This is a genomic window from Bradyrhizobium sp. MI1.11 (assembly GCF_055811255.1).
This window is the reverse complement of sequence record NZ_JBVVPM010000001.1, coordinates 61,438-84,330: the sequence shown is the minus strand read 5'-3', so window position 1 is coordinate 84,330 and position 22,893 is coordinate 61,438. Positions and strand designations below refer to the sequence as shown.

The 22,893-nt window shown below is 64.0% G+C and carries 15 protein-coding genes and 2 pseudogenes; 5 read left to right on the top strand and 12 right to left on the bottom strand.

Annotated elements, in window-relative coordinates:
• Window positions 1-2: 2 nt before the first annotated feature.
• Window positions 3-2,207, bottom strand: coding sequence for an amylo-alpha-1,6-glucosidase (locus AC0L30_RS00375; protein ID WP_007594034.1), 2,205 nt, complete (start codon window positions 2,205-2,207; stop codon window positions 3-5).
• A gap of 56 nt (window positions 2,208-2,263) precedes the next feature.
• Window positions 2,264-4,027: an ABC transporter ATP-binding protein gene (locus tag AC0L30_RS00370; protein WP_035993152.1), complete on the bottom strand. Its 1,764-nt coding sequence runs from the start codon at window positions 4,025-4,027 to the stop codon at window positions 2,264-2,266.
• Window positions 4,028-4,305: 278 nt separating this feature from the next.
• Between AC0L30_RS00370 and AC0L30_RS00365 the strand changes: the two genes are divergently transcribed.
• On the top strand, window positions 4,306-5,376 hold the full coding sequence (locus AC0L30_RS00365; RefSeq protein ID WP_007594036.1) for a glycosyltransferase family 4 protein: 1,071 nt from the start codon (window positions 4,306-4,308) through the stop codon (window positions 5,374-5,376).
• Window positions 5,377-5,509: 133 nt separating this feature from the next.
• Here AC0L30_RS00365 and AC0L30_RS00360 read toward each other — a convergent pair.
• The 6 genes and pseudogenes from AC0L30_RS00360 to AC0L30_RS00335 all read right to left on the bottom strand — a co-directional run bounded on the left by AC0L30_RS00360 (window position 5,510) and on the right by AC0L30_RS00335 (window position 12,894).
• A pseudogene (locus tag AC0L30_RS00360) lies at window positions 5,510-7,445 on the bottom strand (alkyl/aryl-sulfatase).
• 66 nt (window positions 7,446-7,511) lie between these two features.
• Complete coding sequence (locus tag AC0L30_RS00355; RefSeq protein ID WP_007594038.1) at window positions 7,512-8,678, bottom strand: GGDEF domain-containing protein; 1,167 nt, start codon at window positions 8,676-8,678, stop codon at window positions 7,512-7,514.
• A gap of 119 nt (window positions 8,679-8,797) precedes the next feature.
• On the bottom strand, window positions 8,798-10,078 hold the full coding sequence (locus tag AC0L30_RS00350) for a TRAP transporter large permease (RefSeq protein ID WP_245286081.1): 1,281 nt from the start codon (window positions 10,076-10,078) through the stop codon (window positions 8,798-8,800).
• Window positions 10,079-10,300: 222 nt separating this feature from the next.
• A pseudogene (locus AC0L30_RS00345) lies at window positions 10,301-10,774 on the bottom strand (TRAP transporter small permease); the annotation flags it as partial.
• A 151-nt stretch (window positions 10,775-10,925) separates the two neighbouring features.
• Window positions 10,926-11,939: a DctP family TRAP transporter solute-binding subunit gene (locus AC0L30_RS00340; RefSeq protein WP_007594040.1), complete on the bottom strand. Its 1,014-nt coding sequence runs from the start codon at window positions 11,937-11,939 to the stop codon at window positions 10,926-10,928.
• A 184-nt stretch (window positions 11,940-12,123) separates the two neighbouring features.
• Window positions 12,124-12,894 (bottom strand): methyltransferase domain-containing protein, encoded by a 771-nt coding sequence (locus AC0L30_RS00335; protein ID WP_007594041.1) that lies wholly within the window; start codon window positions 12,892-12,894, stop codon window positions 12,124-12,126.
• Window positions 12,895-13,062: 168 nt separating this feature from the next.
• On the opposite strand from AC0L30_RS00335, the gene AC0L30_RS00330 reads away from it, so the two are divergent.
• Window positions 13,063-13,806 carry an SDR family NAD(P)-dependent oxidoreductase gene (locus AC0L30_RS00330; RefSeq protein ID WP_007594043.1) on the top strand — a complete coding sequence of 248 codons (744 nt, stop codon included), beginning with the start codon at window positions 13,063-13,065 and terminating at the stop codon, window positions 13,804-13,806.
• Between the two features lie 38 nt (window positions 13,807-13,844).
• Here the strand turns inward: AC0L30_RS00330 and AC0L30_RS00325 are convergent, their stop codons facing one another.
• The 3 genes from AC0L30_RS00325 to AC0L30_RS00315 all read right to left on the bottom strand — a co-directional run bounded on the left by AC0L30_RS00325 (window position 13,845) and on the right by AC0L30_RS00315 (window position 16,716).
• The gene (locus tag AC0L30_RS00325; protein ID WP_007594045.1) at window positions 13,845-14,816 is read right to left on the bottom strand and encodes an ABC transporter substrate-binding protein; all 972 of its coding nucleotides are present in this window, start codon (window positions 14,814-14,816) and stop codon (window positions 13,845-13,847) included.
• 192 nt (window positions 14,817-15,008) lie between these two features.
• Window positions 15,009-15,287 (bottom strand): hypothetical protein, encoded by a 279-nt coding sequence (locus AC0L30_RS00320; RefSeq protein ID WP_007594046.1) that lies wholly within the window; start codon window positions 15,285-15,287, stop codon window positions 15,009-15,011.
• A gap of 367 nt (window positions 15,288-15,654) precedes the next feature.
• Window positions 15,655-16,716, bottom strand: a complete 1,062-nt coding sequence (locus AC0L30_RS00315) for an isocitrate/isopropylmalate dehydrogenase family protein (protein WP_007594047.1) — start codon at window positions 16,714-16,716, stop codon at window positions 15,655-15,657.
• Between the two features lie 169 nt (window positions 16,717-16,885).
• Here AC0L30_RS00315 and AC0L30_RS00310 point away from each other — a divergent pair, with 169 nt between their 5' ends.
• A complete protein-coding gene (locus tag AC0L30_RS00310; RefSeq protein WP_007594048.1) occupies window positions 16,886-18,274 on the top strand; it encodes an MFS transporter in 1,389 nt (462 codons plus the stop codon).
• A 4-nt stretch (window positions 18,275-18,278) separates the two neighbouring features.
• Here the strand turns inward: AC0L30_RS00310 and AC0L30_RS00305 are convergent, their stop codons facing one another.
• Window positions 18,279-19,898, bottom strand: a complete 1,620-nt coding sequence (locus AC0L30_RS00305) for a B12-binding domain-containing radical SAM protein (RefSeq protein WP_007594049.1) — start codon at window positions 19,896-19,898, stop codon at window positions 18,279-18,281.
• Between the two features lie 259 nt (window positions 19,899-20,157).
• Here AC0L30_RS00305 and AC0L30_RS00300 point away from each other — a divergent pair, with 259 nt between their 5' ends.
• Together AC0L30_RS00300 and AC0L30_RS00295 are read left to right on the top strand one after the other, a co-directional pair.
• The gene (locus tag AC0L30_RS00300) at window positions 20,158-20,607 is read left to right on the top strand and encodes a (2Fe-2S)-binding protein (RefSeq protein ID WP_007594050.1); all 450 of its coding nucleotides are present in this window, start codon (window positions 20,158-20,160) and stop codon (window positions 20,605-20,607) included.
• Window positions 20,608-20,618: 11 nt separating this feature from the next.
• Window positions 20,619-22,805: a xanthine dehydrogenase family protein molybdopterin-binding subunit gene (locus tag AC0L30_RS00295; protein WP_473403620.1), complete on the top strand. Its 2,187-nt coding sequence runs from the start codon at window positions 20,619-20,621 to the stop codon at window positions 22,803-22,805.
• The last annotated feature ends 88 nt before the right edge of the window (window positions 22,806-22,893 follow it).

The following is a 22,893-nucleotide window of genomic DNA, read 5'->3' as shown; positions in this document are numbered from 1 at the left end:
CGCTAGCGCGCCAGCACGATCGAGACCTGGATCTGGCCACGCGTGCGCAACACTTCCAGCGCCACGTCGTCGCCATGGCGGCTGACGCGCAGGTCCACGCTGGATTCGCCCAGGCGCAGATCGCGCAAGATCACCTCGTGCAGAAACGCCGGCAGATGCGGATTGCGCAGCCGGATCTCGCCGCGCGCAACGTCGAACTCGATGCCCAGCGCCGCCTCCAATAGCGTGAACGCCGTTGCGCTGGCCCAGGCCTGCGGCGCGCAGGCGACCGGATAGAGCGTAGGGCCGCGCCGCTTTTCGCGCCGGAAGCCGCAGAACAATTCGGGCAAGCGGCGCAGGTCCATGTAGGTCGCGGCGTCGAACAGTCCCTTGAAGACATGCGCGACCGAATGCTTGAGCCCGTAGCGCGCGAGCCCGAGCGCGATCAGCGCATTGTCGTGCGGCCAGATCGACCCGTCATGATAGGACATCGGGTTGTATCGCACCTCGCCGACAGCGACGGTGCGGATGCCCCAGCCCGAGAAGAAATGCGGCCGCATCAAATCGGCGGCGACGAGGCGCGCGCGGTCCTCGCGGATCATGCCGCTGAACAGGATCTGGCCGGCGTTCGAGGTCCGCACCTTGCAGGGCCGCTTCTTGCCGTCGAGCGCAAGCGCATAGGTGCCGAGCTCCTCGCACCAGAACGCGGTCTCGAAACGCTCGGCCAGCGCCTTGGCTTCGGCCTCGAGCTTCCTGGCGAGATCAGGCTTGCCGAGCCGGAGCGCGCAGCGCGCGGCGAGCCGCTTGGCGGCAAAGACGTAACCTTGCACTTCGGCCAGCGCGAGATTGCCTTCCGCAAGCTGGCCATCGGCATGGAAGATCGCGTCGTAGGAATCCTTCCAGCCCTGGTTGGCGAGGCCCTTTTCCGTGGCGCGCTGATATTCGACGAAGCCGTCCTTGTCGGGGTCACCGGGGCCGTCGATCCAGGCCAACCCCGCTTCGATGGCCGGCCACAGCTCGGTCAATGTCTTCTCGTCGCCGGTGCGTTCGAAATAGCTTCCTGCCAGCAGGACGAACAAGGCCGTGGAATCGACGCTACCGTAATATTGCGCGAACGGTACCTCCCGCAGCGCCGCCATCTCGCCGCCGCGCATCTCATGCAGGATCTTGCCCGGCGCGGCATCGGCGAGCGGATCGACCGCCTTGGCCTGGAAATGGGCGAGCCGCCGCAGCACGCCCTTGGCGATCCGCGGATCGACCCACAGCATCTGCAACGCGGTGATCAGCCCGTCACGGCCGAACGTCGTCGAGTACCAGGGAATCCCCGCATAGGGATAGCGGCCTTGCGGCGTCTCCGTCATCAGCATGTTGAGGTCGGCCATGGCCTGGCACAGCACCTCGTTGAAGATGTTGTTGGAGGTCTCGATGCTGGCAGCGCCCATCGTCGATCGGCGCATCTCGCGGCGGTGGGCGAGCAGGCTTCTGAAAAAGCGCGCCGGCTTCTCCGCGACCGGCCGGTTGCAGGATACGGCCACGAACAGGGATTTCGACTCATGCGGGTCGAGTTCGAGCTGCCAGGTCGCGGCGTTCACCGACAACTTGGTCGGGCGCGGATCGAAATGCAGGCCCGTGGTGCGCTCGGCGTCATCAAGACCGCGGTAGTCGAACAGCACGTCGGTCGGTCCCAACAGCCGGCTCGAGCCGATGCCGCGGCGCGGGCGCCGCTCGCCGCGGACTTCGAACAGATCGGCGAAGTCGTTATCGAACAGCAGCGTCAGCGCGAAGCCGGCCGGGCGGTCGCCGTGGTTCTGCACGCCGATGCGCTGATAGGCGGTGCCGCGCCACAGGAAGATCGTGCGCACGATGTGCAGCAGGTCCTTTTGCAGCACGAGGCTGCCCTGCCGGTAGATGTCCGGATTGGTGAGATCGACGGTCAGGGCTGAATTGTCGTCGCGCAGGTTCGAGCCCAGCAGCAGCGGCTGGAGATCGTCGAGCACGAGCTCGAGCCTCGCAAGGTAGCGCGTGTCGTGGTGGAACAGGCCATCGGGCCCGCCAGCCGAAGCGCCGATGTCGCCATGGCTGTCGAGCACGATAAAGGTGTCGTCGTGCTTGAGCGAACGCCGCGGCCGCGCCGACGGTCCCGTCATCGGAATATAGAAAGGCTGCTCCGCGACCTGGTCCACGGTCCGCGTCACGGAGACGAATTGGGTAACGGCTTCAGCCGACATCAGCAGCTCCCCTGCGCTTGTTTCGACACGCAACCGACTCGAACGCGACTGTTGGTTTACGCGGCGGCTTGGGCGAGCCGGCTCATTTCCTGCGTGACCAGCTCACGATAGGGACCGTGGCCCTGCATCAGACGCTCGGGCGACCCGTCCTCGATGATCTTACCACCCCTCAACACGACCACGCGATCGAAATTGCGCAGGGTCGCGAGGCGGTGGGCGATCGCGATGACGGTGCGGCCGCGCATCAGCCGCGACAACGCCTCACGGATCGCCTCCTCGGATTCGCTGTCGAGCGCGGCGGTCGCCTCGTCCAGCAGCAGGATCGGCGCGTCCTTCAGGAAGGCGCGCGCGATCGCGATGCGCTGGCGCTGACCGCCGGACATCTTGACACCGCGGTCGCCGACCATGGTGTCGAGACCGCCAGGCAGGCTTTCGACGAAATCGCAGCGCGCCGCAATCGCGGCACGCAGCACCTCGTCGTCGGTCGCGTTCGGGCGGCCATAGCGGATGTTCTCGCGAATCGAGCGGTGGAACAGCGAGATGTCCTGCGGCACGACGGAGATCGCCTCGCGCAGGCTCTGCTGCGTCACCTTGGAAATGTCCTGGCCGTCGATGGTGATGCTGCCCTCGTCGGTATCGTAGAAGCGCTGGAGCAGCGTGAACAGCGTCGACTTGCCGCCGCCCGACTGGCCGACCAGGCCGACGCGCTGGCCGGGTTGCAGGCGCAGGCTGAAGCGCTCGAAGATCTTTTCGCCGCCGGGATAGCCGAAGGTGACATTGTTGAACGCGATCGCGGCGCCGCTCTTCACCAGCGGCTCGGCCTCGGGATGGTCGCGCAATTCATGCGGCACCAGCAGCGTGGCGATCGCCTCGGTCAGCCGCGCAACGTGCTGGGTGACGTCGACCAACGCCACCGCGAGATCGCGCGTCGCGTTCAGAATGGAGAGACCGAGGGTGCAGACCAGCACGACGTCGCCGGTGGTTGCCCGGCCATCCTGCCAGAGCATGATCGCCCAGGCCATCAGGGCAATCGTGAGCACGACAGTGACGCCGGCATGGATAAGCCGCAGCTTCTCCAGATAGCGCAGGCTGCGGCCGCGCGCGGTGAGCTCCCGGTTCACAGTCGCGTCGAACCGCTCATGCTCGTGCCCGATGCCGCAGAACGCGCGCACCAGCGGCATGTTGCTGATGACGTCGATCATCTCGCCGTCCACGACGGCGGCCTTGTCGGCGAAGTCGTCATGCAGCGGTTTCCCTGCGGCCGCAAGGCGGAACATCGCAAGCACCATGCCGCCGGCAATCACCATCAGGCCGAGTGCCATGTAAGGGCTGACGGTTCCAATCAGCGCGATGGCCGCAACCGTTGCGATGCACGGCGGCAACACATTCCAGACGAACATGTTTTCGACCGTGAACACCGCATTCGACGTCGCCGTGATGCGGCTGGTCAGCATGCCGGGCATGCGGTCGGAGAAGTAGCTCGGCGCATGGCCGGTCAGATGACGAAATATGTCACGGCGTAAATCACCCGTGACACGAACGAAGGTGAAGCTGGCGGTCCAGCTCGCGATCCGCCAAAGGAAATTGTCGGCGGCGATCAGCGTCATGAGGAAAATGAATGCCAGCCATACGCTTCCACCATGAGAAGCGCCCGCCGACAGACTGTCGACGAGGGATTTGACGCCGTACTGCGTGCCTACGGAGCAGGCAACGGCCGCCACCACAGCCGTCAGGATCACGAGATGCGATGCGAGCCGACGCCGAAGATAGCGCAAAACAAAGGCAAACGGCCGGTGCGCATACCCAGAAAGATGATCCATGTGACTATTGACCCCGTCGTGATGATTCAAACTTTTGTTGTTAGCCGACTGAACATCGACCACTTCGCCTCGGTTCCCGGGCACACTCATCACGACATGCGGATGCGGGCGTTCTGCGAAGATGTGATGGCAGCATCGCGACGGGCATCCGACGTGTCGAATAAGTAACGTTCGGAAGGAGGAACTTCGCAAGTGCGGGAACGTTCCCTTGTCTGGCGTGCCGGTGCTGAACAGGCGGGGGCTTTCTACAATCATGATCGCACAGAGGAGATGGTGAGATGCGCATCGCGCAGGTAGCTCCGTTGACGGAGGCTGTTCCACCCAAGCTGTATGGCGGCACCGAGCGGGTGGTGCATTGGTTGACGGAAGAGCTGGTGGCCCTTGGGCACGATGTGACGCTGTTCGCCAGCGGCGACTCGCAAACCTCGGCAAAGCTGGATGCGCTGTGGCCGCGGGCGCTCCGCCTCGACGGTTCCGTGCGCGATCCCAATGCGCTGCACATGGTGATGCTGGAGCGGGTGCGGCAGAAATGTGACGACGAGGAGTTCGACTTCCTCCACTTCCATCTCGATTATTATCCGTGGTCGCTGTTCTACCGGCAGCCGACGCCGTTCCTGACCACGCTGCACGGCCGGCTCGACCTGCCGGAGCATCAACCGGTCTTCAACACCTTCTCGAAGGTCCCCGTCATCTCGATCTCGAACGCGCAGCGCCGGCCGGTGCCGCAGGCGAATTGGGTGAGGACGATCCACCACGGCCTACCCGAGAACCTGCTGACGCCGAAGCCGGCGAAACAGGAATACCTCGCCGTGCTCGGCCGCATCGCGCCGGAAAAGGGCGTCGACCGCGCCATCAAGATCGCGACGCATTGCGGCATTCCGCTCAAGATCGCCGCCAAGGTCGATCGTGCTGACCAGGATTACTACGACGAGCTGATCCGGCCGATGATCGAGAACAATCCGCTGGTGGAATTCATCGGCGAGATCAGCGATCACGAGAAGTCGGACTTTTTGAGCGGCGCGCTCGGCCTCTTGTTGCCGATCGACTGGCCGGAGCCGTTCGGCCTGGTGATGATCGAAGCCATGGCCTGCGGAACGCCGGTCATCGCCTTCAACCGCGGCTCGGTGCCGGAGATCATCGACGAGGGCCTCACCGGCTTCGTCGTCGAGGACGTCCTCAGCGCAGCCGGCGTCGTCGGTCGCCTGTCGCAACTCGACCGCTCCGTCATCCGCAAGCAATTCGAGACGCGCTTCACGGCGCGGCGGATGGCGCTGGATTATCTCGCGGCCTATCGGAGCCTTGGCGAGGAACAGGCGCCGCGGATCAAGCTGGTGAGCAGCGCGGAGTAGCCGCTGTCATGCCCCGCGCTGGCGGGGCATCCAGTACGCCGCGGCAGCAGTTTGCTCACGCAACTCCCGCCGCGGAGTACTGGATCGTCCGGTCAAGCCGGACGATGACAGTGGGAACGCGGTGACGGCTGCCCTACCTCACCACCGCCCGCTTCGGCTCGACGATCTCGAACATGCGCGGGAATTCGTCCATCAGGCCCATCAGCTCGGCCAGGCGCATCGGGTTGCCGGCGAATTTGACCTTGCCGGCGGTCACGGCCTCCGGGAAGCTGGTCAGTTTTGCGATCACCTCATCGAGCGTCGACCGCGCGAGCGTGAAGCTGGCATCGGCATTGTCCGCCTGCATGCCCTCCGTGTAGGTGAGCGCGCAGTTCTCCAGATTGAGCACGAAGGTCTCGCCGGTGTCGGAGAAGCTCCAGTTCAGCACGATGTGCTTTCCTTCCGCCTTGGGTCCGTTGAGGCGGATGCCGAGCACGTCCCAGAGCTGTGAGGTACGCAGCGCCGCCAGCGTCTCGCGCGGCATCGGCGGGCGTGCCGGCACCTTCGGCATGCCCTGGCGCAATTCCTGCGCGCCGAACAGATAGGCATTGCGCCAAGTCACGCTTTCAGCGGCATAGCCGAGCTGCTCCAACGTATCCGCCAGCAACGCACGCGCAGCCTGATTGTCCGGCTCGGCAAAGACGAGATGGCCGAGCGCCTGCGCCACGAAGCGGAATTCGCCCTTGTCGAAATCGACACGCGCCCGCGCGAGGATGGCGTCGGCGCCGCCCATGTACTCGACATATTTCCTGCCCGACTCAACCGGGGGCAGCGGATCGAGATTGACCGGATTGGCGTCGTACCAGCCCAGATACTTTTGATAGATCGCCTTCACGTTATGCCGGATGTGGCCGTAATAGCCGCGGCCGTGCCAGGCGCCCTCGAGGCTGTTGGGCAGCTGGATCGTTTCGGCGATCTCGGCCGCGGTGAGGCCGTGGTTCATCAGGCGGATGGTCTGGTCATGCGCGAACTTATAGAGGTCGCGCTGCTGGCGGATCATCGTGCCGATGCGTTCGTGTCCCCACACCGGCCAGTGATGCTGGCCGCACATCGCCTCCGCCTTGCCATCCCCAGAGCTGCAAGGCCTCGCCCAGATATTTCGACCAGGCCAGCGCGTCGCGCACGTCGGCGCCGCGGAACGGCAGCAGATTGTGGAAATTGTGGGTGCAGTTCTCGGCCAGGTTCAACAGCTTGTAACGCGGGATGAAGAAATGCATCTCCGCCGGCGCTTCGCTGTTCGGCGCCATCTGGAATTCGAATGTGACGCCGTCGATCACGCGCCGGTCGCCGGTCGCCATGATCAAATCGGTCGGCCGCAGCAGCGCCACTGAACCAGTCGCCATCGACTTGCCGAGCCCGCAATCGACCTGCCCGCGCGCGCCCTTGGCGAGGAGAGGCCCGAACTGGTACTGCGCCCGGCGCAGCATCGCAGGTCCCGCGATGATGTTCTCGGAGACGGCATGCTCCATGAACAAGTTCGGCGCGATGATCGGTACGCGGCCGCTCGCGAGTGCATCCTCCTCCAGCACGCCGCGCGCACCGCCCCAATGGTCGGTGTGGGTGTGCGTGAAGATCACGGTCGCGACCGGTCGCTGGCCGCGATGCTTGTAGTAGAGATCGAGCGCGGCGCGCGCCCCCTCGATCGAGGTCAGGGTGTCGACCACGATCACGCCGCTGTCGCCTTCGATCAGCGTCATGTTGGCGATGTCGAGCCCACGCACCTGGTACACGCCGGGCACGACCTCGAACAGGCCGTGCTGCATGTTGAGCCGCGACTGCCGCCACAGGCTCGGATTGACGGTGGCTGGCGCCTCTTCAGTCGACAGGAAGCCGTAAGGCTCGAGGCTCCAGACCGTTCGCCCTTGCGGATTGGCGATCTCCGCGTTCTCGATCGTGCCGAGAAAGCCGCGCGCGGAATCGTCGAAATCCCGCGTGTCGGAGAACGGCAGCGCGTTCAGCATCGCTGTTTGCTGCGCGATGACGGACGGCGTTGCGCCCTTCGGCGTGTCGCTGGCTTCGATGCTGCTCATAATGCCCTCCCGGCTCGTCTCTTGGGAGGCATCTAACCGCATCTCGATTGCGGTTCCAACAAGTCCTTACGCAGCCAAACCTCCGGCCACCGGCTTACCGGAGGCGCGCATGTCCGCCGTCCGCAGCTCCCGCGCCAGCACGTAGCCGCCGCCGTCCTGCTTGGCGCGGTACATCGCCCGGTCGGAGCGCGACAACAGCCCCTCCACCGTGCGCCCATCCTGCGGCGCGACAGCAACGCCGACGCTGACGCCGAGCCCGATCACCTGCCCGTCGACATCATAGGGCGCGCTGAGCGATTGCACGATCCGCCGTGCCATCGCTTCCGCATCGGTCGCCGCGCGCTGCACCAGGATGAACTCGTCGCCGCCCATCCGGACCACGAGATCATGAGCTGCGGCAAGCGCCTTGAGCCGCCCGGCCACCTGCTTGAGCAGCGCGTCGCCGACAGGATGGCCGAAGCGGTCATTGGCCTCCTTGAAGCGATCGAGATCGAGCGCGTGGACGGCGATCATGCCGGAAGTTCTGTCCGCCAGCATGCGCGGCAGATCCTCCGCCAGCACCGAACGGTTGAAGACGCCGGTCATCGAATCCGAGCGCGCGAGCTGTTCGAACTGTCGCTTGAGCGTGATCTGGCTGATCGAGGCATTGAAGCTCAGCCGTACCATCTCGAAGCTCGCAGCCACATACATCAGGATGAGGAGTCCGAGCCCGACATGGCGCAGATCGGGCTCCATGAACGTCACGATCGCGGCAGGCGCGGCGATCGCAACCAGATCGAGCAGCGCTGCGACCGGGCGCAGCGCCAGCCGCGCCACCACGCCGGCACCGAAGCCGAAACCGATGCCGACCGCCATCACGCAGCAGAGCGCGTCGCCCAGCACAATGCTGCGCGCCGCAAACACGCCGAGCACCAAGGCCGTCATGACGGTGCCGGAAATGTACCGCCGTTCCCAGCGCGCGGCCTCGGCCCGATCCAGCCGCGGCGGCTGCGTGAGGCGACGGCGGAACGCAGCGATTTCGAACAGACGGATCATGGCCACCACGACACCGGCGACCGTAAGGGCTGCCGTGACCGCGTCACCGGTCTCGTAGGTCGTGATCGCGCCGACCATCACCTGGCAGACGGCGGCGAGAATGGTGGGCACCGTCGTGCCGTGCAGGCCCGTGATCACTTCCATGTAGACGACATCGGAAATCGACGCCCGTCCGGATTCCATTCTATTGAACGACATGCCAGCCTCATCCGCTCGCATGGTCCTACCGCACATCTGTAAAAATGTGTGCATCGCACAGCGGTGGCATTTGAACGAGCGGATTTACCGCGCGTTAGCCATGCATCGCCTGTGCCCGGTTACATGCCCAATAGCCTCGGCAGCCACAGCGACAGACCCGGCCAGTATGTCACGACCACCAGGAATCCCAGCATGGTCAGGAGCCACGGCCACACCGCCACCGTGAGCTCGGTGATGCCCATCTTGGCGATGCCCGAGGCGACGTAGAGATTGAGGCCGACCGGCGGATGGCACAGCCCGACCTCCATGTTGACCGTCATCAGGATGCCGAAATGGATCGGATCGATGCCGAGCTTGATCGCAACCGGAAACAGGATCGGCGCCATGATCAGGATGATCGAGGATGGCTCCATCACGTTGCCGGCCAATAGCAGCAGGAGATTGACGACGAGGAGGAAGCCGATCCAGCCGAGGCCCTGGTCGATCATCCATTGCGCGAGCGCTTGCGGCACGTTCTCGTAAGTCATCAGGAACGAGAACAAGACGGCATTGGTGATGATGTAGAGCAGCATCGCCGAAAGATTTGCCGACGACAGCAGCACGCGCGGCACGTCTCGCAGCTTCAGATCCTTGTAGATGAAGACTGCGACGATGAAGGCGTACACCGCGCTGACGGCGGCAGCTTCGGTCGGGGTGAACAGGCCGCTATAGATGCCGCCGATCACGATCACGATCAGCAGGATACCCCAGATCGACTTGCGGAACGCATCGAAGCGCTCGTAGAGGGTTGCTTTCGGCATCCTCGGATAGTCGTTACGCCAGGCCCGATAGAACGTCGTTGCGCCGAGCAGCATGGCGAGCACCATTCCCGGCACGATGCCGGCGATGAACAGCTTGCCCACGGAGGTGTTGGTGGAGACGGCAAAAAGCACCATTGGAATCGACGGTGGAATGAGAATTCCCAGCGAGCCCGAGGTCGTGATCACGCCCGCCCCGAACCTCTTCGGGAATCCCTGCGCGACCATCGCGGGCAGGATCACCGATCCGATCGCCACCACGGTGGCCGGCGACGAGCCGGAAATCGCGGCGAACAGCGCGCAGGCGACCACGCCCGAGAGCGCAAGGCCGCCATACCAATGGCCGACCAGCGACGTCGCGAACGTGATCATCCGGCGCGCCACGCCGCCATGGGTCAGGAAGTTGCCGGCAAGGATGAAGAACGGGATCGCCATGATCTCGAAGCTCTCGATGCCGGTGAACAGCTTCAGCGCCACCGATTCCGTTCGCACGTCGGTTAGCGTGAACATGAAGCTGAGCACGGTCAGACCGAGCGCGATCGAGATCGGCATGCCCGTGAGCATCAACGACAGCAGAAGGCCGAAAACCACGGCGACACGCAGCCCCTGCGGCAGCGTGATCACGTGCGCCGAATGGGCGAAGCACACGGCGACGATCAGGACCGGCAACAACATCAGGACCCAGCCGAGCGGGCTGCGTTCGTCGCGGACGACCTGACTGCGCGTGACCGGGGCCGGATGGACCGGGTCTATTTCGACGCCCTCGACGCCGGCCATGTCGTGATGCGGCAGCTCGCCGGTGTGATAGAACGACCAGGCGACCTGCAGGAAGCGGAAGCACATCAGCCCGGAGCCGAGCGGGATGGTGAGATACACCAGCCACATCGGCGCTTCCAAATCGTTGGATTGCTGGCCGGTCTGCCACATCTGGCCGACGAACGCGGCACCGAAATAGCACACGATGGCAGTGAAAAGGGCGCCGCACATTAGGCCGAACGTGATGACGCGGCGGCGCGATCCGCCGGGAAGGACATTGACCAGGACGTCGACGCCGACATGGATGCCGGTGCGCACCCCGTAGGCCGCACCGAACTTCGCCATCCAGATGAACATGTAGATGCAGAGTTCCTGCGCCCAGGACAAATCGAGAGCGGCAAGCCAGACGAACGCCGCTCGCGCGGGGACGGCCAGCAAGGCCAGGTTGCGGGCCTCCGCCCATTTGGCGATGTCGATCGACAGCCCGGCGCCATATCGGTGCAGCACGGCAACGAAGATGAGCAATGTCGCGGCCGCGATCATCGTCGCGATCAGCCATTCCTCGAGATGATCGAGCACACGATTCAATGCACGCAGCAACTTGGTCCCCTCAGCTTGGCTCATCATTCAAGAGCAACGGCCGGGAGTGCGATCACCCCCGACCGTTCATGGTTGTTCTTATAGCGCGCCGGCGTCAGTTCATCTTGACGTCGAGTTCCTTGGCGACGAGATCGAGCACCTCCTGCCCGACCCGCCCCTTCGCCCATTTGTAGGTCGGCTGCATCGCTTCCTGCCACGCCTTGCGATCGGCGTCAGTCAGATAATGCAGCGTGGTCTTGCCCGTCTTCTTGATCTCGGCCAGCGCATCCTCGTTTTCCTGGCGCGCGATCGAGTTGGTATAGTCGGTCGCCTCGTTCATCGCCTTCTCGAGCTGGGCGCGGATATCGGGCGGCAGGCCGGACCAGAATTTCGAATTGACGATCACAGCATATTGCAGGTGCGCGTGATAGGACACGGTGATGTCCTTCTGCACCTCGTAGAATTTCTGCGTCAGGTAATTGGAGGCGGTGTTCTCGCAGCCGTCGACCACGCCTGTCTGCAAAGCTTGGTAGACTTCAGAAAACGCCATGATCTGGGGGATCGAGCCCATGATCCGGAGATATTGGTCGGCGACCTTCGATCCGGAGATGCGGAATTTCAGACCCTGGAAATCGGCCGGCTTCATCAGGGGACGATTAGCGGAGAGCATGTGGAAGCCGTTGTCCCAATAAGCGAGCCCGGTGATGCCCTTGGTCTCGAGCCTCTGGAACAGCCACTTGCCGATCGTGCCCGTCATCGCGTTGGAATAGGTCTGGTCGTCCTTGAACAACCAGGGCAGGTCGAGCGCCTCGAATTCCTTGATACCGAGCGGTGCGAACTTCGCGGTCGAGGGGGCAAGCATCTGCACCGAGCCGAGCTGCAGCGCCTCGATCTCCTCCTTGTCCTTGTACAGCGTGGAGTTCGGGTAGATTTCGACCTTGACCTTCCCGTCGGTGTACTTCTCCGCGAGTTCCTTAAACTTCAGGGCGCCCTTGCCCTTAGGAGTGTCGTTGGCAACGACGTGGCTGAATTTGATGACGATCGGGCTCTGGGCCTGGGCCAAGACCGGAGACAAGACGGGACTCACGAGAACAGCTGCGGCGGCGACCGCAAGAAGCAGCTTGCGCATGAACGAACCTCCCAACAACCTCTAAAACCGGGTCTTTTTTGTTTTCCGATTTCAGTACTGACAGCAATCCGCCACCCGAACAACTAGACCTAAGCCCAATTTGCCGCAGCCAAGCTGTCTTGCGCAACCCGGCACCTGCTGCGTTCCCGGAAGCGAGCGCTTATGTCGCATTGCGGCAGTACGATCAGCCGTTGCGCTGGGCGACCATGAACAGACGCCGGAAGGGAAACAGCGTCTGTCCCGCGGCGTTCTTCGGATAGGCTTTCGCGACCCTCATCCCATAGGCGGCTTCGAACGCTGCCTTCTCGTCGCCCTGCAGGATGTCGAGATAGCGCGTCAGCCAAGTCCCCTTGGTCCACTCTTTCACGGGGTTCTCGCCTTCCAGCACCTGCAGATATTCGGTCTCCCAGATGTCGATATTGGCCGACATAGGAGCAAGAAGACCGTGATAATAGGCCGGCGCTTCGACCGGCGGCGGCGTGACGAGATGCTCGACCTTGGACCGCCAGGGACCGTTCAGCGCCGTCTCGCCAATCAGCACATGCGAGGGCGCCAGAAAGTTGCGCGGCATCTGCACAGCGAGCATTCCGCCGGGCGTCACTTTCTCCATGATCGACGGAAACAGTGCCGCATGATTGGGCAGCCAGTGCAGCGCGGCATTGGAATAGACCACGTCATATTGCTTCGTCGGGCGCCAATGGCCGAGATCCTCGTGCGACCATTCCACGTCCGGCGCCGCCTTGCGGCCGGCGGCAACCATCTCGGCTGATCCCTCGACACCGGTCACCGTCGCGTCCGGCCAACGCTCCTTGATCAGCCTGGTGACGTTGCCGGCGCCGGCACCGAGATCGGCAACCGCACGCGGGCCAGAATCCGGAATCCGCATCAAGAGGTCGACGGCGGGCCGGAGGCGGTGCCCCGAGAATTTCAGATATTGCTGCGGATCCCAGACCATCGCTCGGCGCCTTTTCTTTTTCGTGTTTCCTTCAACGCGGCTCTTGGTTACCACTGCTCGTCCCGGTCGGGCAAATCAGGCTGACGGGACAGGGCAGGAAACGAACAGAAAAACGAACAGCCGAACGAACAGCGACAAGCAGAAAAGCAAACAAGAGGGCGTGTCACCATGGATCTCGGGCTCAAATCGAAAACCGCCGTCGTCACCGGAGCGAGCGTCGGTATCGGCCGTGCCATCGCCAAGGGCTTGGCTGCTGAAGGCGTGCGCGTCGTCGGCGTGGCACGGCGCACCGACCTGCTCGCCGAGCTGGTGAGCGAAGTCGGCTCCGGTCTGATCACGCCATTCGAGCAGGACGTGATGGCCAAGGACGCGGCGGAGAGGATTTCGGCCTTCGCCGTGAGCGAGCTCGGCCATGTCGACATCCTCATCAACAATGCCGGCGGCAGCCGCCCCCTCCCCGTCGATGCGCCCGACAGCCAATGGGACGAAGCGATCGCGCTGAACTTCACCAGCTATCGCCGCATCGCGCATGCGCTGCTGCCGCAGATGATCGAACGCAAATGGGGCCGCATCGTCAACATCACCGGCAAGTCCGAGCCGGAAGGCCTCAACGCCGCGTTCGCCGCCAAAGCCGCCGTGCACGCCTGGGCCAAGGGCCTGTCGCGTGAGATCGGCGAGCACGGCATCACCATCAACTGCATCCCGCCCGGCCGCATCATGAGCGAACAGATCCGCCGCAACTACGCGCCCGATTATCGCGAGCGGTTCGCGGAGGAGGAGATTCCTGTCGGCTATTGGGGCGAGCCCGAAGACCTCGCCGCGCTCGCGGTCTTTCTGGCGTCGCCCGTGGCGCGCTACATCACGGGCACGGTGATCCCGGTGGATGGGGGGCTGAGGAGGTATCAGTTCTGAGCGAATTGGCTCGCCCGCTCGCCGAAAGGCCGCCGCAGTTATTCGATCACGTCGTCCGCGCGCACCAGCAACGACGGAGGTATCTCGACGCCGAGCGCCTTTGCGGTCTTGTGGTTGATGACGGTCTTGAACTGCGTCGGCTGCTCGATGGGAATCTCGGCGGGGTTGGCACCCTTCAATACCTTGTCGACGAAAACAGCCGCGTGGCGGAACATTGCGGTGAAGTCCACACCGTAACCCATCAGGGCGGCCCCGCGGGAGGCGACGATGGGTGCGGCAACCGATGGCACCCTGCATTTGTCCACAATCGCGGCCACCATGGACGTGTTGGTGACAAACGCGTTTGCGTCCGTGATCACGAGGCCGTCCATCGGGTTAGAGCCGACGAGTGACAGCGCGCTTTCGAGATCGCCGGGAACGTCGACCTCGATAGGTAGTAGCTCCATCTTCAATGCCTGCGCCGCGTTCCTCATGGTGCTCATTGTAGCGTTGTTCAGGGGATTTCCTCGCTGCATGAGCACCCCCACGCGTCTGGTCGAGGGAGCCAAGCCTGCGAGAATCTCCAGGCGCTTTGCAGCCAGTTCTGTGAGGAAAAAGGTTTGCCCCGTGATGTTGCCGCCAGGATGAGCCATGCTGGCTGCAAGGCCTATGGTCACCAGATCGGGGCCCACGATCATTACGGTCGGAATTTTTGCCGTCGCGTTATGAGCGGCAAGAATCCCGGGGAATGTGGCTGTGACGAGAACGTCAATATCAAGAGCGACAAGTTCATTCGCAAGCGCCGGCAGCCTGGCGTCGTCGCCACCGGCGTCGCGATATTCGACATGAATGTTCGCGCCGTTAACCCAACCGAGATCGCTGAGCCCCTTGAGGAATGAGTCTACTTCCAAATTCCGCGGTGGGGGGAGGAGAAGGCCAATTCGGGGCATTCGCTTCACTTGCTGTGCTCGCGCTGCCAGAGGCAACGCAGACGCCACACCAACCAAAGTCAGGAATTCTCGTCGTTTCATTATCAATCCGATCTCATACACCCCGGCTGAGAACAGCCATTGTTCTACGTTGGTCCAAGCTGCACTGATGACCGGGTCAGGTCAAAGGCGGCAGTCTGCACCGGAGGCGATGACTTCTGCTCTAGCCAGACTCCGGACCTGCCGATGCCGTATGCCAAGCGACGATAAGGGCCATAAGCGGAAGTGATCACATTAAACGGGGTAGCGCCATTTCAATGCGCGCCGCACGAACAAGAGCGCTGCTACCACGATCACCAGGACGACAAGATAGGCGGCAACAGCCCACCGCTCGTGTGGCAGGTAACCCGGAGCCAACATAAGCACCACTAGAACGCAAAGGAGCGCCGTTTGTGAGTAGAACAGCGGCGAGCGCAGCATTCCCGTCGGTTTCAGTTCCGCAAGCCGGTCGCCAGCACGCGTCGCGCGACGGTAAACAAACACTAAGACTGCGAAGGCAACAATCCAGGCCATACAACCCAGCTAGCAGTTCAGAATTTATGATACCTCAACGTGCGGTGGAAAAGGCAACATATCCAGCCTAACGTCTGCAACGGGTCCAAAAGGTGAATGCCGGAGCTGCCCGCGTAGATCTGCTTCAGCACAGGAGCGGGCATCGCTCCTTCACGGGAAGCACACATGGTCTTTTGCGGACCGGTGCAGTCCTGGCATCCTGCCAGTGTTTTGCCCGACGCGTCAACGTCATGGCCGCGGCAAATGTCGTCGCTGCGCGTTTCGGAAATCCCTTATTAATCAAGGGGCCTTCTACTGTGCATGGGGTTGTTTTCGCGTTTTTTGTTTTGAGCCTTAAAAAAAAACACGCAAGACCCGCAGGACCACCTCACTCCGCCTGCAAGATCTCTGCGATCGCGGCCCCCGCCGCGATGGTCCCGAGCTTGCCGCCGACATCGCGCGTTGCCCTGCCTTCGCCGATCGCTTTTGCCACCGCCACCTCGATCGCACGAGCGGCTTCCTCGTACCGTACCGCGCCGCTGTTCTCGCCGTGCCAGGCCAGCAGCAGGGCCGTCGACAGGACCAGCGAGACCGGATTTGCGACGTCCTGGCCTGCAATGTCAGGCGCCGAACCGTGCGCGGCCTGCGCCATGGCGTGGCTGTGACCGACATTGAGCGAGCCGCCGAGGCCGAGGCTGCCGGAAAGCTCTGCGGTGAGATCGGACAGGATGTCGCCGAACATGTTGGTGGCGACGATGACGTCGAAGCGGTCGGGGTTGCGTACAACATGCGCCATCATGGCGTCGACGAGGATGTCGTCGAGGGCGAGGCCGGGATAGGCATTCGCCGCCTCGCGGCAGATGTCGAGGAACATGCCGTCGCCGAGCTTGAGCACATTGGCCTTGTGCACGATGGTGAGATGCTTGCGCCGCTTCATCGCCAGCCGGCACGCCGCATGCGCGATGCGTTCGCAGCAATGGCGCGTGATCCGGCGCAGCGAGATCACGACATCCGATGTGACCAGCATCTCGCCATTGCCCTGCTCCATGTTGCGGTCGGCGTAAAACCCTTCCGTGTTCTCGCGCACCACGACAAGGTCGAAATCACCGACCCGGCCGGACAGCCCCGCATAGGTGCGTGCGGGCCGGACATTGGCGTAGAGGTCGAGGTTCTTGCGGAAATACCGCGACGGGTTGATCTCGCCATGGGCCTCGTCCTTGAAGTCGAAAGTCGCGGTCGGCCCGAGGATCAGCCCGTCGGCGGCACGGACGATGTCGAGCAGCTCGGGGCGCACCGTCGTACCGAATTGTTTGAGGCTCGCATGGCCAACTGCGTGCTCCTCCAGCCGCAGATTGAGCTGGAAGCGCTCGGAGGCGGCACGCAACACGCCTGATGTCGCGGTCGTGATCTCGGGCCCGATGCCGTCACCGGGCAAAACGACGATGTGCATGGCGCTCCCCTGACATTGCAGCAGCTCATGCGATCATACGCCGGCGCCAGGAATCATCGCCCAGCCTTCGCGCATACACTGCATGCAAGCATATGCCTGTGGAAGGCGGCCGCGCCGTAGTACATGCCAAGTCCCCTGGAGCCGGCCGCCGGAGCAACGCGCTAACGCAATGACAATCACGTTACCCGCCGCCGCGCGCAAGCCCGACCACACCATTTCCGACGGCCTTCCGCCCGCACAGCGGCGCTGGGCCATTGCCGCGATCTTCACCGCGCTGGCCATGGCCTCGCTCGACACCGCGATCGCCAACATCGCGCTGCCCGCCATTGCCGGCGACCTGCATGTCAGCCCTGAGCAATCGGTCTGGGTGGTCAACGTCTACCAGATCGCGCTGGTGGCGACGCTGCTGCCGTTGGGAGCACTCGGCGAGATCGTCGGGCACCAGCGCATCTATCTCGGCGGCCTGATCCTGTTCACCATCGCCTCGCTGTTCTGCGCGGTGGCCTGGTCGCTGGAGAGCCTGCTGGTTGCGCGCACGCTGCAAGGGTTAGGTGCGAGCGGCATCATGAGCGTCAACACGGCGCTGGTGCGCTTCGTCTATCCCGGCCGGATGCTCGGCCGCGGCTTCGGCCACAACGCGCTGGTGGTCGCGACCGCCTTCACCTTCGGTCCCTCGATCGCCTCCGCCATCCTCGCGCTCGGCCCGTGGCCATGGCTGTTCGCCGTCAACATCCCGTTCGGCCTCGTCGCGATCGGCATCGGCTTTGCGATGCTGCCGAAAACGCCGCGCGCCGATCACGGCTTTGACTTCCTCGGCGCGATCCTGGCGTCGGCCTGTCTCGGGTTGTTCATCACGGGCATCGGCAGTGCTGCGCACAATCTGTCACCAGTGGTCGTGGGCATCGAGCTGCTCACGGCCCTGGTGCTCGGCTTCATCCTGACGCGCCGCCATGCCGACCATCCCGCGCCGATGCTGCCGATCGATCTGTTCAGTCGGCCGATGTTCGCGCTGTCGGCGGCGACCGCGGTATGCTCGTTCGCGGTGCAGGGCCTCGCCTTTGTCTCGCTGCCGTTCTATTTCGAGGACGTGCTGGGGCGTTCGCAGGTCGAGACCGGCTTCTTCATGACGCCGTGGCCGCTGGTGGTCGGCATCATGGCGCCGATCGCGGGGCGCCTCTCCGACCGGCACGCGGTCGGACTGCTCGGCGGCATTGGGCTCGTGATGCTCGGCCTCGGCATGGCGCTGCTGGCGATGCTGCCGGCCAATCCTGCGATCCCCGACATCATCTGGCGGATGGTGATCTGCGGCATGGGATTCGGCTTCTTCCAGGCGCCGAACATGAAGGCGGTGATGTCGAGCGCGCCGCCACATCGCAGCGGCAGCGCCTCCGGCATCGTCGCCACCGCGCGCCTGACCGGGCAGACGACGGGGGCCGCGCTCGCCGCAGCCTGCTTCTCGCTGGCCGGTCACGACGGCGCAGTCGTGGCATTGGCACTTGGCGCCGGCTTCGCCGCGCTCGGCAGCGTGATGAGCTTTTTGCGGCTGGCGGTGAAGTAGACCGTCAGGCCAGATGCCGGGCCGCCGTTACGTCGACAGTCGCGGCCGGAATGACGGTCTCCTCGTCGAGCGCAGCGAGGCGCTCATCGATGGCAGCGATGACCTTGCGCGAGAACGGCCCGAGATGCGCATAAGCCGCGATCATCTGCACGGCAATCCGCGCCGATGAGGTGTCGCGCTTGGCGCAGTTCATGAAGGTCTGCCACAGCGGCCCTCGCGCCTCGGGAAGGGCTGTGACCACCTTGTGCACCGTTTCCATCGCCCCGAGCCCGGCGCGGATATCGCCCTCGGCGAGCTCTTGGCGCTGCCTGGACCGGTCGAGCAGCGTCATCAGGCGATCAACGCGCCTTGCATAGGCCTCTGGGCTGTAGATGTGCTCCAGCACGCGCTTGTAGTCCGTCAGGATGTCGCGCAACGGGCGCACCGGATCGAAGTTGATCCCGGCGGTGCACTGATCCGCGCCGATGGTCGGCGCCAAATCGTGGCCGGGGTGCAGCCGGCCTTCGCGCTCGAGGCGGCGCGTCAGCTGCGTGTTCGGCAAGGCATAGAGCAGGCCGACCATGCTGACCGGGATCGCCGCCTCTTCGATGAAGTCGATCATGGCATCCGCCATCGAGAGCTTCTCATTGTCGAAGCCGACGATGAAACCCGCGGTGACGAGCATGCCCGCGGCGTAGATCTTGTGGATGCTCTCGGCGATGTTGCGCCGCGTGTTCTGCTTCTTCCGCATCGCGACCAGCGTCGCCGGATCCGGACTTTCGATGCCGACGAAGATGGCGAAGAAATTCGCCTGACCCATCAGCTCCAACAGCTCGGGATCGTCGGCCAGATTGACCGAGGCCTCAGTCGACAATTCGAAGGGATAGCCGTGAGCACGCTGCCATTCGGCGAGCTGGGGCAGGAACAGCCGCAGCGACTTCTTGTTGCCGATGAAATTGTCGTCGACGAAGTCGAGATGGCCACGGTAGCCCATGGCGTAGAGCCTGTCGAGCTCGTTCAGCATTTGCTCATTCGTCTTGGTTCGCGGCACCCGGCCATAGAGCTCGATGATGTCGCAGAACTCGCAGGTGAACGGGCAGCCGCGGGAATACTGCACACCGAGATAAAGGTAGTCCTCGAACTTCAGCAGGTCGAAGCGCGGCACCGGCGTCTTGGTGACGTCGGCCTGGAATTTTGGCGCGATGAAGACGCCGGAGCGGGCGCCACTGTCCCAGGCCGCGACGAATTCGTGGAGAACGCTCTCGGCCTCTCCGAGCACCTGGAAGTCGGCCCTCTCATAGATATGGGGGCTTGAGGTGGGATCGGGACCGCCGACGACCACCGGCTTGCCCGCGGCACGGCAAATTTCGATCAGGCGCAGCGTGTCGGCCTGCTGCGGCATCATTCCGCCCGTGAAGACGACGTCGGCCCAGGAAAGATCCTCGTCGCTGAAGGCTTCCGTGTTGCAATCGATCAGCCGGACCGTCCAGTGCTCGGGCAACATCGCGGCAACGGTGATCAGCCCCAAAGGGGCCGCAGGGCGCTTCACGCCCAACACTTTGCAGGATTCGCCAAAGCTCCAGAAGGACTCTGCCGAGAACAGCGGATAGAGCATCAGGACTTTGCAAGGCTGCGGTACGTTCATGGAACCTCTTTTTGGCTGATTCCACTGTAGCAGAGCATTGTCGACTTGCACCCCGGCAAAAGAGACAAACTGTCGCTCCGGTTCCAAGGGCGTCTGCGCACGGAAGCCGGTAGACGTCGCCCCAAGCCGTGCCGCGGGCCGCCCAGGGAGCAAATCTCTGGCGGCTACCCCCCGGACTGTTGATTTGAACGTTTCCAATTTGCCGGACACATTGCGCCCCTGAGTCCAATCGGTGGATTGGGCCAATCAGGGGACTGCGATGGCAAACCTAACAATCAACGGAAAAACCTTCACGCTCGACGTCGAGCCGGATACGCCCCTGCTCTGGGCGATCCGCGAGAATGCCGGCCTGACCGGCACGAAATATGGCTGCGGCATTGCACAATGCGGCGCCTGCACCGTTCACATCGACGGCGTCGCCACCCGCTCCTGCGGCGTTTCGGTCGGCGAGGCCGCAGGCAAGAAGATCACGACCATCGAAGGGCTCGCCTCCGGCAACGCACTGCACAAGGTGCAGGAAGCCTGGATTGCCCAGGACGTGCCGCAATGCGGCTATTGCCAGAGCGGCATGATCATGGCGGTGGCGGCGCTGCTGAGCGAGAAGCCGAAGCCGACCGACGCCGACATCGACGAGGCCATCACCAATATCTGCCGCTGCGGCACCTTCCAGCAGGTGCGCGAAGCGATCCACACGATCGCAAGCGCGTAAGGAGCCGCCACATGAACAAGCATGTCTCTCCCAGCATGAACCGCCGTGCCTTCGTCATCGGCACCGCCGCGGTCGGCGCAGGTCTCGCAATCGGCCTCGATATCCCCTTCGGCGGCCCCGCCGTGGTCCGCGCGGCCGACGGCTCCCCCGAGATCGGCGCCTGGGTCGTGGTCAGGCCCGACGACACCGTCGTCATCCGCATCGCCCGCTCCGAAATGGGCCAGGGCTCGCTCACCGGCCTCGCCCAGCTCGTCGCCGAGGAACTCGAATGCGACTGGTCGAAGGTCTCGACCGAATATCCGACACCGGGCCAGAGCGTCGCCCGCAAGCGCGTCTGGGGCGATTTCTCGACCGGCGGCAGCCGCGGCATCCGCTCTTCGCAAGACTATGTCCGCAAGGGCGGTGCCACCGCACGCGTGATGCTGATCCAGGCCGCCGCCGAGGCGTGGAAAGTGCCGGCGTCCGAATGCGCCGCCGCCAACAGCGTCATCACCCACACGCCGTCCGGCAAGACCACGACCTACGGCAAGGTCGCCGAGGCCGCGGCCAAGCTGACGCCGCCGGCCGAGGTCAAGCTGAAGGACCCCAAGGACTGGAAGCTGATCGGCAAGGGCGTGAAGCGGCTGGACACCGCCGAGAAGACCACCGGCACCATGATCTACGGCATCGACGTCAAGCTGCCGGGCATGCTGAACGCCGCGATCAAGGATTGCCCGGTGTTCGGCGGCAAGCTGAAGAGCTATGACGAAGCCAAGATCACCGACATGAAAGGCGTCAAGAAGGTCGTCAAGGTCGGCGACACCGCGGTCGCGGTTGTTGCCGATACCTGGTGGCAGGCCAAGACCGCGTTGGAGGCGCTGCCGATCGTCTGGGACGAGGGCGACAACGCCAAGGTCTCGAGCGAATCGATTGCAAAGTGGTTGGCCGAGGGTCTCGACAACGCGCAGCCGGCCTATGTCGGCAACAAGAACGGCGACGCCAAGGCGGCGATCGCCGGTGCCGCCAAGAAGATCGAGGCCGTCTACAGCTATCCCTACCAGAACCACGCCACGATGGAGCCGATGAACGCCACGGCGCTCTACACGGCCGACAAGTGCGAGGTCTGGTGCGGCACGCAGAATGGCGAGGCGGCCTTCGCCGCCACGTTGGAAGCGTCGGGCCTGCCGGCGGAGAAGTGCGACGTGCACAAGGTGATGCCCGGCGGCGGCTTCGGCCGGCGCGGCCAGACCGACTATGTCCGTCAGGCCGTCTTGATCGCCAAGCAGATGCCGGGCACGCCGATCAAGCTGTTGTGGTCGCGCGAAGAGGACATGGCGCACGGCAGATATCACCCGATCACCCAGTGCAAGATGACCGGCGCGTTCGATGCGGACAACAATCTGGTCGCGCTGCACTACCGCCTGTCCGGGCAATCGATCCTGTTCTCGCTCCGCCCCGAAGCGCTGCAGAACGGCATGGATCCGGCCGCATTCCAGGGCGTCGCCCAGTCCGGCGAAGCCGCGTTCGGTTACTCCGTGCCAAACCTCCTGGTCGAGCATGCGATGCGCAACCCGCACGTTCCGCCGGGCTTCTGGCGCGGCGTCAACATCAATCACAACGCGATCTACATGGAATGCTTCATGGACGAGCTGGCCCAGGCCGCAGGCCAGGACCCGATCGAGTTTCGCCGCAAGCTGATGGGCAATCACCCCAAGCATCTGGCGGTGCTCAATGCCGTGGCCGAGAAGATCGGCTGGAGCACCCCGGCGGCGCAAGGCATCTATCGCGGCATCGCGCAGGTGATGGGCTATGGCAGCTATGTCGCCGGCGCCGCCGAGATCTCGGTGACCGACGGCAACAAGATCAAGGTGCATCGCATCGTCGCCTCCACCGATCCCGGCTACGTCGTCAATCCGGCGCAGGTGGAGCGGCAGATCGCGGGCTCCTTCGTCTATGGCCTCTCCGCGCTGTTCTACGGCGGCTGCACCGTCAAGGACGGCAAGATCGAGCAGACCAACTTCGACACCTACAATTCGATGCGCATCAACGAGATGCCGAAGGTCGAATCGGTGATGGTGCCGAGCGGCGGGTTCTGGGGCGGAGTCGGCGAGCCGACCATCGGCGTCGCAGCGCCAGCGGTGCTCAATGCGTACTTCGCGGCGACGGGCAAACGCATCCGTTCGGTGCCGTTGCGCGACCAGAACATCACCTTCGCCTGAGACACGCCGCGGGGGGGGGGGGGGGGGGGGGGGGGCGCGGCGGCGCGCCGCCCCCCGCGCGGGGGGGGGGGGGCGGGGGGGGGGGGCG